Origin of the sequence: Halalkalibaculum roseum, from assembly GCF_011059145.1 — a bacterium.
Classification (GTDB): Bacteria; Bacteroidota; Rhodothermia; order Balneolales; family Balneolaceae; genus Halalkalibaculum; species Halalkalibaculum roseum.
In genome coordinates this window covers 1-16,934 of record NZ_JAALLT010000004.1, presented here as the reverse complement: position 1 = coordinate 16,934, position 16,934 = coordinate 1, and the positions used below count along the sequence as shown (strand labels likewise).

14 protein-coding genes are annotated in these 16,934 nt (G+C 39.0%); 9 read left to right on the top strand and 5 right to left on the bottom strand.

The annotated features are described in order from the left end of the window. Window positions 1-55 precede the first annotated feature (55 nt). Entirely contained in the window at window positions 56-301 is a 246-nt protein-coding gene (locus G3570_RS12035) for a hypothetical protein (protein ID WP_165142703.1), read from the top strand. Between the two features lie 448 nt (window positions 302-749). Then, the gene (locus G3570_RS12030) at window positions 750-1,397 is read left to right on the top strand and encodes a hypothetical protein (protein WP_249067060.1); all 648 of its coding nucleotides are present in this window, start codon (window positions 750-752) and stop codon (window positions 1,395-1,397) included. A 39-nt stretch (window positions 1,398-1,436) separates the two neighbouring features. Here G3570_RS12030 and G3570_RS12025 read toward each other — a convergent pair whose 3' ends face one another. The 5 genes from G3570_RS12025 to G3570_RS16590 form a co-directional block, all read right to left on the bottom strand. After that, window positions 1,437-2,336: a CPBP family intramembrane glutamic endopeptidase gene (locus tag G3570_RS12025; protein WP_165142701.1), complete on the bottom strand. Its 900-nt coding sequence runs from the start codon at window positions 2,334-2,336 to the stop codon at window positions 1,437-1,439. An 86-nt stretch (window positions 2,337-2,422) separates the two neighbouring features. Further along, the gene (locus G3570_RS16560) at window positions 2,423-3,076 is read right to left on the bottom strand and encodes a helix-turn-helix domain-containing protein (protein WP_165142699.1); all 654 of its coding nucleotides are present in this window, start codon (window positions 3,074-3,076) and stop codon (window positions 2,423-2,425) included. A gap of 323 nt (window positions 3,077-3,399) precedes the next feature. Next, window positions 3,400-3,546: a hypothetical protein gene (locus G3570_RS12015; RefSeq protein WP_165142697.1), complete on the bottom strand. Its 147-nt coding sequence runs from the start codon at window positions 3,544-3,546 to the stop codon at window positions 3,400-3,402. A 144-nt stretch (window positions 3,547-3,690) separates the two neighbouring features. Beyond that, complete coding sequence (locus tag G3570_RS16425; RefSeq protein WP_249067058.1) at window positions 3,691-3,831, bottom strand: hypothetical protein; 141 nt, start codon at window positions 3,829-3,831, stop codon at window positions 3,691-3,693. Then, window positions 3,764-4,000: an SEC-C metal-binding domain-containing protein gene (locus G3570_RS16590; protein ID WP_165142695.1), complete on the bottom strand. Its 237-nt coding sequence runs from the start codon at window positions 3,998-4,000 to the stop codon at window positions 3,764-3,766. Before G3570_RS16590 ends, G3570_RS16425 begins: the two co-directional genes overlap by 68 nt. A gap of 726 nt (window positions 4,001-4,726) precedes the next feature. On the opposite strand from G3570_RS16590, the gene G3570_RS12005 reads away from it, so the two are divergent. The 7 genes from G3570_RS12005 to G3570_RS11975 form a co-directional block, all read left to right on the top strand. Then, window positions 4,727-5,335 carry an RNA polymerase sigma factor gene (locus G3570_RS12005; protein WP_165142693.1) on the top strand — a complete coding sequence of 203 codons (609 nt, stop codon included), beginning with the start codon at window positions 4,727-4,729 and terminating at the stop codon, window positions 5,333-5,335. A gap of 275 nt (window positions 5,336-5,610) precedes the next feature. Further along, window positions 5,611-6,678, top strand: coding sequence for a FecR domain-containing protein (locus G3570_RS12000; RefSeq protein WP_165142691.1), 1,068 nt, complete (start codon window positions 5,611-5,613; stop codon window positions 6,676-6,678). Between the two features lie 47 nt (window positions 6,679-6,725). Next, window positions 6,726-10,196, top strand: coding sequence for a SusC/RagA family TonB-linked outer membrane protein (locus tag G3570_RS11995; protein ID WP_165142689.1), 3,471 nt, complete (start codon window positions 6,726-6,728; stop codon window positions 10,194-10,196). A gap of 19 nt (window positions 10,197-10,215) precedes the next feature. Further along, entirely contained in the window at window positions 10,216-11,760 is a 1,545-nt protein-coding gene (locus tag G3570_RS11990) for a RagB/SusD family nutrient uptake outer membrane protein (RefSeq protein ID WP_165142687.1), read from the top strand. Between the two features lie 193 nt (window positions 11,761-11,953). Continuing rightward, window positions 11,954-14,251, top strand: coding sequence for a glycoside hydrolase family 3 N-terminal domain-containing protein (locus G3570_RS11985; protein WP_428841717.1), 2,298 nt, complete (start codon window positions 11,954-11,956; stop codon window positions 14,249-14,251). A gap of 17 nt (window positions 14,252-14,268) precedes the next feature. Further along, entirely contained in the window at window positions 14,269-15,843 is a 1,575-nt protein-coding gene (locus G3570_RS11980) for a sulfatase family protein (protein WP_165142683.1), read from the top strand. Continuing rightward, window positions 15,840-16,934: sulfatase (locus G3570_RS11975; RefSeq protein ID WP_165142681.1), on the top strand; the 1,095-nt coding region annotated here is incomplete at its 3' end. The genes G3570_RS11980 and G3570_RS11975, both read left to right, overlap by 4 nt.

Here is a 16,934-nt window from a genome sequence, read left to right as displayed (position 1 = left end):
CTTTGAAAGCTATTATGAGGGTTCTTTTACCATTTGCTGCGAAATCCAATGGTGAATGCGCCATGACCAAGGTCTGCAAAAGGCCAATTCAGTACGTGATCTAAAGCTACGTATGGCCTCAGACCCTCTTTATCAAGAACGGCACTTTCACAGAGAGGATGTAGCCAATCAACATTTTTTAGCAACGATTCAAACAAGCTGGCCTTACACTTCCGGCTATCGTGCAGGAGGTATTGTAAAATTACTAGTCAAGAATAATGGGGGGCAGCTGCCCAGCCCGGCTGCCGAGAGATGTCCTTAGGATGATTTCTCGGGACATTTTCTATTAAAAGGGGTTAACCCGGATCTTCAGGATTTTTATAATAACACCCTCTGCTTTTTACATAGGTCTTGGCCCGACAAGTTTTTTGGGAAAATTAAATGATAAGCATCTAAAACCATTATGTAATTTTACCCCACTATTGGTGAACCTATATTTTTAGGTTTAAAAAATTCTTAAGTAATGAATACACATATTTGATCTTAAAAATAAAGTATGTAATATACCATAGTGTAGTTTTCGTGCACACTACCCAGCATATCTCTATTAGACCCTACACCTACCTCAATTGCGATTGGATATCTTATAATTTGCGTCAAACATACATTCGTATTAAAGCTTTAAATAGAATTTAGCTTGACGTAGATTTTTCTGAAGGAAGCCACCGAAAATCCTGAAAAAGAGTAGGTAATAAACATAACATACGAACATGGATACTTTAAAAAACAGGATGGGTAATTGTTTATGGTCTGTTGTTGTAGCTCTCATTGTATTACCGATCTCCACTACAGCCCTAGCGCAAGGAACTGATGGTTCATCTTTAGTAATGAATGAACCCACTCTTGAAGAAGTCAGAGAAGCGACCAACAAATATAAAGATATAAATGTAGCATTGGCAGAGGGGTATATAGAAGACCCTATGAAAGTTTGCGAAATGGCCATAATGATGGGACGCCCTGCTGAAGAAGGTGGGATGGGCATTCATTATTTCAGGCCGGACCTGCTTGGAATTACCGCAACAGAACCAAGAGTAGATGGGGTCGGGACCCATACAGATTTTCTTCAACCCGCTGTTCTATTATATGAGCCACAGGCAGATGGTTCTTTGGAACTTATTGCAGTAGAAAACCTGGTCTTTGTAAAAGCCTGGCATGCAGCAGGAAATGAAGGGCTGCCTACTTTTCAAGGTGTAGAGTTTGATCATATGGTTGATGATCCGTTAACTGAACTGGATGAAGCCCATATGTTTGAAGAACACTACGACAGACATGTTTGGGTGCATCGGGAGAACCCAAATGGAGTTTTTACACCTTTCAATCCAAATGTTTCTTGCAAAAATCATAAGATGATGGAGTAACCTTTTCAGAAAGAGAATGGATTGGAAAAGTTATTTTATTTAAAGCGCTAATTTCCATTTGTATTTAAACTTAAACAGTATAAAACTGATTAAGGAAAGACTGCCCAGTAAAATTGGCAAAATGTCTATCAAGTTGCCGATACTCGTCGTAAATATTGACGGAGTTGTAACTGATGCTCCACTGGCGCTTAAAATCAATGCAACGAAGAGGTTATTTCCGGCATGAATTCCTATGGGTATCTCAAGCCCCTCATCAATAACGGTGATATATGTTATGGTAAAACTAAATATTAAATAAGCAGGTATAATTGTAACAAAACCATTTTCAAATTCAGGATTAAAGGCGTGAGAAAGGGCAAATAATAAGGTCACAATAATTAAGGTAACCCACTTTCTTTCCAAAAGCCTGTAAATGCTCTGCATGATAAATCCCCTGTATACAATCTCTTCTGTTGCAGATTGCATCGGGACCAAAATTAGGGCAATGATAGCTAGTGGTATAAATTTATTTAACTCGAAGGTGAACATATATTGATCGGCATCCAGGACTAGAAAAGTGATACAAATCGCAATTATCAACCAGGTGAATAAGCCTGCTAGAAACCGGTTGTAGTCAAACTTTTTGCGAGATGTAATAAAGCTGAGAAATGTTCTTTTATGAATCTTCGGTACCAAATAAATAACCGAACAAAATGTAAATACGAATGTGGCCATTATGAGAAGGAAAAAAGTATTCTCAGAAATACCCAGGGCGGTATAGTTCAGCGAATTTAAATAATCGAAAAACTGATCGTCGCTCAGACCAAGTTTAATCTTTTTGTAATAGGAAAAAAGCAGCAGCGGTACTTGTCCCAATAGAAATGATGCCACGATTGTTAAAACGGCGAACAGGTATTTCCACCACCTGTTGTCTCCTTCTTTTGCTTGTGCTATAAACATAACTGTATTAGTTAAATGATTAATTGATAGCACAAACATAATTGCAACAACTTCGCGAATCGTCTCATGGCATGTTATGAGACCCCTTAACCTGAGGCAGAGACATATTGAGAAGGTGTCATCCCTTCATTTTGTTTAAACACCCTGTTAAATGTCGCCTTTGAATTAAAACCCGATTCCAGTGCCAGAGCTAAAATTGTTTTTTGTTCCAACTCTCCCTTTTTCACTTTTTCTTTGAACATATCGATGCGATAAGTATTCATTAGATTATAGAACGTGGTGTCCAGATATTGATTAATCAGATGGGAAACCTTTTTAATTGGCACGTCCATGTACTCAGAAAGAATTCTCAGGCTTACGTCTTCATCCTGATACAATTTCTTTTCCTCAATGATAGCCAAGAGCCTTTTTTTCAGTTCTTCATATTCTGTATGATTACTTGATTGTTCTTGACGATTGGTTTCTTTTTGTAACTGAAAATCATGCAGGTTTTCGGAAATTGGCCTTTGTATTAGCCCATTGTAACCTATATACCAGGTAAGAGCCAGCAGGAATAAAAGATTGATTACCGAGACTTCATAAATACCTGAGGAAACGAATATGATTCCGGCTATCGAATCGAGAATTACAACCAATAATAGTCCTATGATAAAAATATTGATCCAGTGCAGGCTTTTGTCTTCTATAGATGAATAGAAATATTTTAACTTTTGCTCCGCTCGTGAACGATATCGAATCACAAGAATAAGATGAACCAGGAAATAGATAAAACTAAGTACGCTCGTCGCGCCCAATACTATTCTATAAAGATCCTTTGAAAGAAATGCGTACCCAATAATCAAGATTAACAGAACGGAAGTGAAAGGAACATATATTCTTTTACTTAAAAGGAATCTATGTTTATCACCCAAAAAGAAATTACAGGCGTATTGATACAGAACGGGCCCTATTAAAAGTAACGCGAGGTTAGATAAAGATAAGGTTAAATCAATCCACCACCTTTCGCCTTGCACGCCCGCTTGATATGAAAGAAATAAGGGTATTAGAGATAACAGAATAATAATCAGAGGGGTATTTTTTCTTTTTTAGCTGCCTTGTTTAGCAGCAACGATACCAGAAAAAGAATGATACTAATTCCTGCTATGGCCACTACTTCACTTATATTAAGCAATGCATCCATCATCTCAGGTAAGGTAGAATCGTAGTTCACGTTAATAAAAGCCTTTAACTAATGGTCATTTCATAGTTGATCCAATCGTATCCACTGCATCCTTGTTCTCATGAATACTGAATAGGAGAGCTGGTTGGGTTATTGGTCGCAACAGCCAATACCAGGATAATATTATTCCCTTCTTCAATCTTCTTCCTGTATTATCAGATACATAACCGGCTTTGGGTGTCGGTTAAATGCTTTAGTATTTACAGCATCAATGGCAGTGTTGGTGCGCCTGGGACCACGTCTGCCCGGGAGGACAATCTCGGTTGCTATTATCATCAGTTAATGAAGAGGCTAAAAACCAAATACCGAGAATAATTACGATTCCCATACCTACCATCCAAAGTTTTGAGGTCAGAGGAGAATCATCTTTTTCAATACAGCAGTTCTTGTATTTTCTTCCGCTTCCGCAATAACAGGGGTCATTTCTATCGGGTTTATCAGCCATAATCGTAATTATTATTTCTTTGTAAGCAGTTACAGTATAAAGAATTATTCGATCTGCATATGATGCATATTGTTAAAACTTTTAAGCAGTTGTGATACTGATGTAACCTATACGTGAAAATTCTATCTAGAAGTTCGAGCTGGTCTCGCATTGGTACCTCCTCAACAGACAATCTGTCCTCTATAAACATCACAGGGTATTTGTCCGCTTTACCGGATGGCCGGTAGGACAGGCCTTCTATATTTGGATTGCCATCTTCGGCAAAACTGCCTCGGTAGGTTGACATCTACTCAGCTAAAACCTATTTGTAGAATGGGATTTTGAGCGAGAAGAGTATTATTACTTTCCAGGGCCAGATACTTTCGCCGGAAAGATCTATGAAGGAGAGGCGGAGCTTACTGAACCCCCTCCACATCCCTCTTTAGAAATTTATGAGATGTTATTTGGAAGTGATAAGAATAAATAGATTATGAGTGTACTTCATAATTGGGTTAATAGTTCAATTAGACTGTTTATCGGATTATGTGTACCCACTAATGTACCAACTTCTTGTTTCATCAGTGAAGATATTTCCTGACTTACAAAGCAAATCTTTACTTAAAATATTATATTAATTGATCATTTATTTCTGTTTTAGATAATTACAATTTGCTTGTGGTTTAATTAATTATAGATTGAATGCAGAAATATCAGAAGGACTTTTCTAAATAGCGGCAATAAATTCTTATGAGTTCTAATACTAATAATGATTATTGGAACAAATTTGTAGCTGGTGATACCCACCTTTTTAAAAAAATTTTCACAAAATATTATCCAAAGCTCTACGGATACGGTATTAAGATATCAAACAATCCTAGAATAGTTGAAGATTGTATTCAGGAGTTATTTGAAAATATTTGGGATAGAAGAGAAGATTTGCATCATGTAGAATCCCCACATGTATACCTTTTCGTTTCACTCAGAAGAAAAGTTCTTAAACAAATCAGTAAAAAGAAGAACAGAAGTAAAAAACTGAGGTTACTCAGGCATAAACCCAAAATCAAGTTCTGTAAACAGGATATCATTATTAAAAATGAGCAAATCAACCAGCAGAAAGAGGAACTTGCACAAGCTTTGAATCAATTACCCGAGCGTCAAAAGGAGATTCTTTTTTTACACTTCTATAACGGATTAAGTTATTCAGAGATAGCAAATGTGTTAGATATTAAACGCCAATCAATTAGGAATCATGTTTATAGAGCTATGAAGAAACTAAGGTTATTTTTAACCGAAAAAGCCTCACGTAATATCATTTCTCTATTATTTATTTTTTCAAATATTATTTTCGCAACTTGAATTAAAACTACTTGTGATATTGTAAAGAATTACTCTGATATAATCTTTGGATCTATAAATTTGCCAATCTATTAAGCTTCATGCTTTCCTTTCAAATAGTGTTTCAAGCTGCCTTAGGCGCCGTCCGGGCTTATTTTTTTACATAATTCCTTCCATTCTAGATTTTTTTAAAAAAAATTGAGTACGCAATAAGCTTTCACCCCTCTCCTATAGTGACGCAACTTTTTTGCGGGAACTTTGAAATAATATTTAAAAAGCTAGAAAGAATTCTAAAAGTGAAGAATCAAGACTATAAAGTTGAAGAGCTAATTAAGAACCACTCATTTAGAAGAATGGTGCGGGGAGAGGCAGATGATAAGGAAATGATTGAGTGGTCTTATTGGATAGAGAAAAGTGAAAATAATCGAAGAAAGGCAAAAAAGGCGATTGTCGAAATATATGGATTTGAGTTTGATGATCCGAGCCTTCCTAATATCGAACAAAAATGGAAAGAACTCTCGCTAGATACTACGATCGATAGAGCGGAAACCCAATCTTACATCACCGGCAACTCGAATAATAACGTGTGGTTAATAAGAGCTGCCGCGATTCTATTAATCATTAGTGTAGTTGTTGCCGGTATTTTCTTGCAAAAAGATGTAACCCCTTCTGAGCCTAATTTGGAGCAAGTAAGTGTTGTTAAAAGTATTATAACAGCAGATAACGAGGTCAAAACCCTAAGATTTAGCGACGGCTCTAAAATAACACTGAATAGCAATTCTAGACTTCGTTATAAAGAAACCCCATCAGGGAGCAAGACTATTGATGTTACTCTAAGCGGCTCAGCATTTTTTGAATCTGGAAAGAAAATTCCCCAGAAACTAACTCGATTTACTGTAAATACTCCTAATGGACAAATTCAAGATATTGGTACCCAATTCATGGTAAATGTCGAGAAAAAGCATACTAGGGTCATAATACAGGAAGGAACAGTTGAGATTAAACCAGAAGAAAGAAGTGAAAATGATGGAAGGATTCTAATCAATAAGGGAGAGCTCATAGAATTTAACTCAAACAATCTTACCAAGAGAAATGAAGTGAATCCGACACTATTTACCTCATGGGCGACCGGTTTTATGCGTTTTAACAAAACAAATATCAAGGAGGTTTCTGAAAATATTGAAGCACAATTTGGTGTAAAAGTTAAAATCACAAATCCTGAATTATCGAATCTGACACTCGAAGGTGCAGTTTATTATAGATCTCTAGAAGAATTAGTCAGATCAATTTCAGATGTAATTAAAACCCCTGTTTACCAACTACCGGATAGTAATATCATTTATATAGGATCCCCTGCTGAATGATAATACATACGGAAAACTATACTGTTAATAGATAAAACTACTCAATTATGAATTTCCTAAAGGAACGAATCTTTAAAGTTTGCCTGGTTATTCTTGGACTAATTTTATGGAATAGTCCTACAGAAGCTCAAAGATTGAGTTCTTTGATGAAGGTAGAGCAACAAAGTCATCAGAAAGTGCAAATTGAACGAGGGATGACTTTTACAGAAGCTCTTAAAATTTTTGAAAAGCAATATAAGGTCGTATTTCTTTACCATACTGACGTTATAACTGATAAAAAAGTGACGAGACCTTATGAGTTACCTCCAAAAGTTGATCAAGCTCTAAGTACCTTATTCACTGGGCAAGGAATTGAGTTTAAAAATCTCAATCCTAAGACTTATGCCATTTTTAGTAAAAATGACGAGAGGTTTACTAGTGAAACACCAATAATCCATCGTGTTGATGGTATAGTAACTGATGCAGAAAGTGGAGAAGCACTAATTGGAGTTAATGTAGTTGTAAAAGGTACAACAAACGGAGTAGCAACAAATCTGGAAGGCAGGTATTCATTAGAAACTTCTTCACCTCAAGATACCTTGGTGTTTTCATATATAGGATATCAAAAACTTGAGGTACCTATTGAAGGTAGATCTCAAGTGGATGTTTCATTACAACAACAGACTTTAAGTGGTGAAGAACTAGTAGTAGTTGGCTATGGGAGTAGTACTAGATCTGATGTTACCGGATCAGTTAGTTCTGTATCAGTAAATCAAAATGAAGCCAACCGGCATAATAGCGTATCATCTCTTTTGCAAGGAAAAGCAGCTGGAGTTGTAGTAAAAACTACAAGTGGTCAACCTGGTAGTACTGTTGATGTAAATATTCGGGGTGTTAGTTCATTGCGTGGGGACAATCAGCCTCTATATGTAGTTGATGGTGTTATTATGAATTCATCAACTGACCAAATGAAGAGTGGTACTGGTGAATTTGGCACGGAACAAGCACCCCAAGATGCACTCACTGGGATAAATCCAAATGATATTAAGGATATTCAAATATTAAAGGATGCTTCAGCTACAGCAATTTATGGATCAAGGGGAGCTAATGGAGTTGTCTTAATTACCACTAAAACAGGGCAACAGGGTAGAACAAATGTTGAATATAATGGATCTACTGAGTTAGGTCGCGTATCAAATGATATGCCAATGCTTGACCCCTTAGGGTATGCCAGATATCAAAATGAGTATAACCAATTGCAAGGTTTTGGTGATGCATATTACATCAGAGATGATGGTAATATTCAACCCTATGACAGGGATGGAGGTGCTGATTCTTTAGCTCCTGTTGCAACACCAATTAATTGGCAGGATGACATTCTTAGGACATCAGTAAGTCAACAACATAGAATTAGCATTACTGGTGCTCTTGAGAAAACTAATTACTTTTTTGCAGCTGGTTATAACAAACAAGAAGGAATCGTTGAGAATACGGGTTTACAACAGGGGGACTTTCGTCTAAACCTTGACCGAGATGTGGGTGACAATTTACAGATAAGTACTCGGTTAACGGGTATGTTCAGAAAAAATGACCAGACCCAGGGCTCAAATGCCGGAGGTGGTACACGTTTCAGTATCATACGCCAGATGTTAGGAAAAGCACCGTTGTTAGATAACTTTCAAGAGGATCAGGAATATGACCTTGAATTAGAAGGACCAAGAGCATGGCTGCAAGGGTATGATGACCTCTCTGAGGAAACACGTTTTATTGGAGGGCTTAAAGCAAACTATGACATAAGTAGTAACTTTAACTACATCTTACGCTTAGGTGGAACAGTTAGAAATAAAACGAGAAAAACCTGGTATGGAACCGAACTCTTTGTTGGTGAAGAAGTAAATGGTTTAGCCGCGAATTCTACTCTTGATTACTTTGGCTATAATATTGACAGTATTCTTCGATTCAATGGAGATCTGGGTGAAAACCATAACTTAAGAGCCACTTTAGTTGGAACTTTTGATCGTAGAATTAAAAAAGATGCATCTGTTGAAGGACATGATTTCTTCTCTGAAGCTTTGCGGGCAGATGGTATTGGTTTTGCTAATAGTGTATTCCCATACGAGAAGGAAAATAGAAGAATCTCTGTTCTATCTGGACTGGCCCGTTTGAATTATCGTCTTTATAACAATTATTTAGTCACAGCATCACTAAGAGCTGACGGATCCAGTAAATTCACAGAAGGAAATAAGTGGGGCTTTTTCCCTTCTTTTGCGGTTGCATGGCGAGCTGGTAACGAGCAGTTTATCAAAGACCTCGATTTATTTTCCGAATTAAAAATTAGGGCAGGTTGGGGTATTACAGGCAGTCAGTCATTACAGCCCTATCAAACGTTGACACCGTACAATTATGCACCCTATCCGGATGCATCAAACAGTCTTGAAGCGGGAGCTGCTCTAAGTTCACTGGCAAATGAAGATCTTACCTGGGAAACTACAACGCAGTATAATGCGGGTATAGATTTCGGATTCTGGAATAATCAGTTGAATGGTAGTCTTGATATCTATTACAAAGAGACCAAAGACCTTTTACAACGTATTAGCTTAGGTCCTTCAAGTGGATTTGACAACTTTTTTGTAAATCGAGGTTCCATCGCAAATAAAGGTGTAGAGTTAGCGCTCAATGGTAATGTAATTCAGAAAAAAGATTTTACAATTAACGTTGGTGGTAACATTTCTTTTAATCGGAATGAAATCCTGGATTTAGGTTTATCAACAGGTGATTTCGGTGGTAGAGAACTCGAAGCATTTTTAGGCAGTGAAGTTTCTGGTGGTAGTTATTTTAAAACACCTGCAAACATATTTGCAGTTGGACAACCGGTTGGAGTATTCTGGGGGTATCAAACTGATGGTATAATACAGACTCAAGAGGAAGCTCAAAATGCACCCACTTACCAAGGAATTACAGCACAGGCTGGTGATATAAAATATATTGATAGAAATGGAGATGGTAACATAGACCCAAATGACAAAACAATAATCGGAGATCCGAATCCTGATTACTCATTTGGTATCAATTCTTCAATTACCTACAAGAATATTAGCCTCGATTTTTATATCGATGCTATCCAAAACTTTGATATTGCCAATGGTAACTTACTCAGGGAAGCCTATGCAGAGGGTAATGCAGAGAATATTCGTTCGGAAGCATATTATGATGCATGGCGACCCGATAATCAAGACGGTGCTTATCCACGTATTGGTTATACCTACCGTGGCGACTTTCCTGATTTTATCGTAGAAGATGGCAGTTTTATTAGACTATCTAATGTAACCCTTTCCTACAATGTTCCTGTATCAAAAATCAGTTTTCTTCGGGGTCTAAATGTCTATACAACTGGTAATAACCTGGTAACAATAACGGACTACAGTGGCTGGGATCCAGAGGTAAATGCTTTCCCTTGGGACGGTACCAGAATTGGTGTTGATTACAACACATACCCGAAAATGAAGTCCATAATTTTTGGCGTCAACCTAAAATTCTAATTTTAGAGATTTGATTATCATGAAACGCTCAATTACATCAATTTTTATAGCCATAATAATTCTAACGGCTCCTTCGTGCACGGATATGATAACTGAAAATCCGAGTACTTTTCTGAATGAAACAAACCTTTATTCTAGTGAAGAAGGCGCACAGGCAGCATTAACAGGTGTCTATGGTGCTATGATAGGGTACCATTACTCCACTAGGAGTTATCCTATAGTATTAATGATGCATTCGGGGAAGTTTTATGGGGATCACGGTGCAAGTAAAGATTTATATCAACTAAATCCTTTACCTAACGGCAAGTTCCTTGGTAAAATGTGGTCTGATATGTACCGCATGATAAATCGGGCAAACGACGTTATTAAAAACCTTAATGAGTCAAATCTCGATCCATCTGAAAAGGATCCAATTTTAGGAGAAGTATACTTTTTAAGAGCGGTAACCTATTTCAACCTGGTAAGGATGTGGGGTGCAGTACCTTTAACTCTTGAGCCAACAACGACAGAAACCTTAGCCATACCTAGAACACCGGTTGAAGAAGTATATAACGCCATTATATCGGATTTGGAAAATGCTAAGTCACTGATGCATGATCCTTCAGAGCAACGTACAGGTCGTCCTAACAAATATGCAGCACACGCTCTGCTTGCAAAAGTTTACGTGACGATGGCAGGAAATGACAATAGTTCCCAATATTGGCAGGATGCATATGATAATGCCATTACGGTTTACAATGAAGGACCGTATGATTTGGTGAGTAGTTATAGTGAACTCTGGCACCCCATGAAAGAAAATTCGGTTGAAAGTATTTTTGAGATTCAATTGAATAGGGAAATTTCATTACGAATGGTATTGGAAACAATGCTAAGACGTTACTATCCAAATACCAATACCAGGGAACGCGTAAAGATCAATAAGGAGGTTTACGATACTCATATTCAAATGTATCCTGAGGATCCTAGGATGGGTATTAGCTATGCTGATTCATCTTACATTAAATATCGAAACAAAGGTCCCAAGGAATTAGATTTATATCCGGTAAATAACAGAGATAAAAGAGGATGGCCCGGTTTACAAAAATGGCATGTGCCCGGTATATCAAATTCTAAGCTTGTAAATATTAACTTACCTTATCTTCGATATGCTGACCACTTGTTACTCCTGGCAGAAATTGAAAATGAATTGAACGGGCCTTCAAATGCCTACCAATATGTAAATCAAGTATTAGCCAGAGCTCGAGATATTGACGGTGACGGAGTTTCCGATTCACCGGATCCAGCTGATTGGTCGGGAATGACTCAAGATGAATTTCGTGAAAGAATCATGCAGGAGCGAGTCTTTGAGTTAATCGGGGAGGCACAAACCTGGTTTGATGTGCGACGGAGGGGTTACGATTACTTCCTGGAAAACGTAATAAGGAAACATAATAACAATCCAAATAACACTGATCTGGATTTTGTTTTCCCTGAAAGCGAAAAAAATATGCTGTTCCCTATTCCTGCAAACGAAATAAATGCAAATCCGGCTATTACACCTTCTGATCAAAACCCTGGTTATTAATTCAAACCAGTAAGTATCCTAAAAAGCTCGAATATAGTTACCCCTTAGGGCTTTATGCAGGGCCTGAGATGGCCCTGCTTTTTTTAAAGCTCATATTGACGTACTCCATTTATTCAACAACTATAGCTTACTGTGTTCATCGGTATCTGAAAATTGGTCATTCAAAATCAAGTTTAGTAAACAATTGAACTCTCTGGATAGGTACATAATTTTAATTTTGACCCTTTTTTTGTGTGCAAGTTGTACTACACAGAATAGGGATTATACTAACCCAAAATTACCGATAGAGGATCGTGTTGATAACCTTTTAAATAAAATGACTCTGGAAGAAAAAGTTGCTCAAATGGCTCAATTTGTAGGCCTTGAGCATATGAAAAAAGCAGAGCAAAATTTGTCGGCTGAAGAGCTGGCAAATAACGATGCTCAGGGTTTTTATGAAAATCTACATTCCAGTGAAGTAGCCCAAATGGTTAGAGAGGGTAAGATCGGATCCTTTCTTCATGTTACAACAATAGAAGAAGCCAATCATCTGCAGGAGTTAGCTCAGGAAAGCCGTTTACAGATACCTTTGTTGATAGGGATAGATGCAATTCACGGCAATGGCTTGAATCGTGGCGCCACGGTATATCCTTCACCTATAAGTTTAGCCAGTACTTGGGATACGACTCTTGTTAAAACGATTGGCCGGCAGACTGCAAAAGAGATGCGTGCCATGGGAGCTCAGTGGACATTTTCTCCTAACATCGAAGTAGCTCGAGATCCACGATGGGGGAGAGTTGGCGAAACCTTTGGTGAAGATCCGAAACTGGTATCAGATTTTGGAGTGAAGTTAATTCAAGGACTTCAAGGTACAGATTCTGATTTCACTGATAACGTGATTGCGAATGCTAAGCATGCAATTGGTGGCGGTGAATCTGTCAATGGTTTAAATGCAGCACCTGCCGATATATCGGATCACTCCCTTCGCGAAGTATTTCTGCCGCCTTTTAAGGCTGCAATTGAAGCGGGTGTATATACCGCAATGGCTTCTCATAACGAGATCAACGGTGTACCGGCACATGCGAATAAATGGTTGCTGGAAAATTTATTTCGTGAGGAGTATGGTTTTAATGGTTTCGTGGTTAGTGACTGGATGGATATTGAACGACTTAAAGATTTACACCGGGTTGCGCCAACGTATAAAGATGCTTTTCGCCAGACTATAGAAGCGGGCATGGATATGCATATGCATGGTCCGGGATTCACTCCAAAAGTTGTTGAGCTGGTGGAAGAGGGCGTAATTTCTGAAGAACGGATTAATAAGTCGGCCAGACGAATATTAGAAGCAAAATTTCGGTTGGGGCTGTTTGAAGATCCTTTCGTAGATGAGGATCAATTTGAGAATGCAATATTTACCGACCAGCATCAAGAAACAGCTCTTGAGGCCGCCCACGAGTCAATCGTCTTACTTAAGAATGATGGACTCCTTCCCTTGGGTAAGAATAAGTATGATAACATACTGGTAACGGGCCCCAATGCTAATAACCAGAGCATACTGGGAGACTGGGTGTTGGAACAACCTGAAGATAACATCACCACTGTTTTTGAAGGCATTCGTAAAGTAGTTCCTGAAGCTAATGTTGAGTTCCTGGAATATGGACATATCAAATCTAAACTGAGCGAAAACAAATTTGAAGAAGCTCGGCAAAAAGCTGCCAAAGCTGATCTCACGGTAGCGGTGGTTGGAGAAAATTCTCTGCGCTACCAGTACCGATGGAAAACCAGTGGGGAAAACCGTGATGCCTCTACCGTAAAATTACATGGTGATCAACTTAGGTATATCAAAGAATTGAAAAAATCCGGCAAGCCAGTGGTTGTAGTCTTGGTCAACGGTCGTCCGCTAGGAGTAGAATGGATTTCGGAAAATGTGCCGGCCTTGATCGAGGCTTGGGAACCCGGAGCGAAGGGAGGGCAGGCATTAGCAGAAATTTTATTTGGTGAAGTGAATCCTAGTGGGAAGCTTCCAATTACGTTTCCCAGAAATGTGGGGCAAATCATGCAAGTGTATAACCATAAACCGTCACAGTATTTTCACCATTATGTGCTGGACGAAACAGGACCACTATTCCATTTTGGCTATGGACTGAGTTATACCACTTTTGAATACAGTGATCTATCAATCGCTGATGCTACTCTGGAGAAAGGAGATACCCTGGAGGTTTCGGTGGATATTACCAATACTGGAAACCGGAAGGGCCAAGAAATAGCGCAGCTTTACATCCAAGATAAATATGCTTCGGTAACGCAACCTGTTAAAGAATTGAAAGGGTATCAACGGTTGACCTTGGAAAAGGGCGAAGCCAAGACGGTGACATTCACCATTTCCTATGATGATCTGGGATTATTTGATCGAAATTTGAACTACGTCGTTGAACCGGGTGAGTTTAGCCTGATGGTAGGAGGATCATCCCGAGATGAGGATCTCATACAAAAAACTTTTAACACTAAATAAATAATTCACTGAATCTGATGAATTTGAGAAAAAATGTAATCCTGTTCTTAGCGTTATTTTTGCTGTACTCCTGCACCAGCCAGGAAGACAATGGTTCAACTACTGACCGTCCGAATATCATCTACATAATGGCTGATGACCATGCCGCTCACGCAATTTCAGCATATGGCGGCATTTATGATGACTTGGCTCCAACTCCTAATATTGATAGACTGGCGAAGGAGGGGGTAAAATTCAATAATGTATTTGCAACCAATGCTATTTGCGGGCCAAGTCGTGCCAGTATTTTAACGGGTAAATACGCCAACCTGCATGGCTATTATAAGAATCAGAGCGGTGGTAAGTTTGATGCATCACAATGGACTTTTCCCCAGGAATTTCAAAATGGGGGGTACCAAACAGCATTGTTTGGCAAGTGGCATTTGGGATCCGAGCCCAAAGGGTTTGATAACTTCAAATACCATGAAGGTGCCGGCCAACAGGGTTTTTATTGGGATCCGTTATACAACGAGAATGGTAAAGAAATAAAAGAACAGGGCTATGCAACGAATCTAAGTACCGATTTTGCACTTGAATGGTTGCAAGAGCAGCGTAATGAGGATCAGCCATTTATGATGTTACTACAATATAAGGCCCCTCATAGAGCTTGGGAACCGGACAAAAAATACGAAGACCTGTGGGAGGATATTGAGATGCCCTATCCGGATACTTTTAATGATGATTATGAAGGCAGAGAGAATACAGCGGGTGATACCTGGATGACCATGCATTACCTCAACCGCAAGGATATGAAGATGGATCCCCCTGATTCACTGGAAGGGCAAGCGTTAAGAGATTGGCTCTGGTATGGTAATGAGCCTGGTGAAGTGGTAAAACCAAATCCCGACATGTCGGATGAGGAGGCAAAAAAGTGGAAATACCAGCGCTACATTAAAGATTATCTTGCCACGGTAAAATCAGTTGATGACAATGTAGGGCGTGTATTGGATTACCTGGATAAGCAGGGATTGACCGATAACACCATCGTCGTTTATACATCCGACCAAGGGTTTTACCTGGGTGATCATGGCTTTTTTGACAAACGATTCATTTACGAGGAATCGCTGCGTATGCCATTTTTGGTACGATATCCGGAAAAATTGAAAGCAGGTACCGAAAACAACGATATCATAACCAATATTGATTTCGCCCCAACCCTGTTGGATTTTGCCGGTATATCTACACCGGATGAAGTACAGGGACGAAGTTTTGCTTCAAATGCTATGGGTAATACCCCGGAAGATTGGCGACAATCCATGTATTACCACTATTACGAGTGGCCGTTTTGGCATCACGTCCAGCCACATTATGGCATTAGGACACAGCGCTATAAGCTGGCTCACTTTTACTATAGCATCGACGAGTGGGAGTTTTATGACTTAGAAAAAGATCCAGACGAACTCAAAAACCTGATAAATGAGCCTCAATATCAGGATAAGATTGAGGAGTTAAAACAGAGACTCAATGGACTGCAAGAAACCTACAAAGATGATAAATCCTTAGAGGAGTATCGCATGATTACAGATACTGATTTTGGGAATAAGACTGAATGAAATATAGGATTAAAAAACAAATGACTTTGGTCATGGATAATGCCATTAGCAAGTTCATCATTTTTATTGTCGGGCTCTTTTTGGCTGGATCAGGCTCTTTGTCAGCAATGCAAGCTGCTACGGATGATCCACCGAATATTTTATTTATAGCGGTAGATGATTTAAAACCGTTGATAGGGGCTTACGGGAATGAGCAAATCCAAACACCTCAAATGGATAGGCTTGCAGAAGAAGGGGTGACCTTTTTAAATAATCATACCCAGGAGGCAGTATGTGGCCCATCACGAGCCAGTCTGTTGACAGGGCTTAGACCCGATCAGACTAAAGTGTGGAGACTTCATGTGCAGATCAGGGAACACAATCCGGACGTAGTGACCCTTCCACAATATTTTAAGAAACAGGGCTACATCACGACCGGTGTCGGAAAAGTTTTTGATCGCAGTACGGTTGGTAACGGATATGACAGGAGATCTTGGTCCATACCGTTCAACAGTAATATGCCCGATTATCCGGGAGAGTACGGAGACCCTTTTGTGCATTATCAGTCAGCAGAGACGAAGGCCAGGGCTTCACACTATATGGAAGCTGCTGCTCAAAAAGGAATTCATAAAAAGAGAAAGCAAAAAAGTTATGCCTTAGATCGTATAAAACCGTCCACCGAAATGCTTGATGTGTCGGATGATGCATACCTGGATGGATTACATGCAAAACGGGGAATGGCCTTGTTAGATGAACTATCTGCTGAAGAAAAACCATTCTTCCTGGCGGTTGGTTTTAAAAAACCTCATTTGCCGTTTATTGCTCCCAAAAAATACTGGGACTTGTATGATCGCGAAAATATTGAGCTGAGTTCATGGCAAAAGAAGTCCGTGAATGGTCCCAAAATAGCATATCACAATTTTGGGGAGCTGCGCAGTTATTCTGATATCCGACCTGCCTTAGATGACAGTCTACACCTGGCTGAATCAAAACAAAAAGAATTGATCCACGGGTATATGGCAGCCGTATCCTACATTGATACCCAGGTAGGTAAACTGATGGATAAACTTGAAGAATTGGGCCTCCGTGAAAATACGATTGTAGTTCTTTGG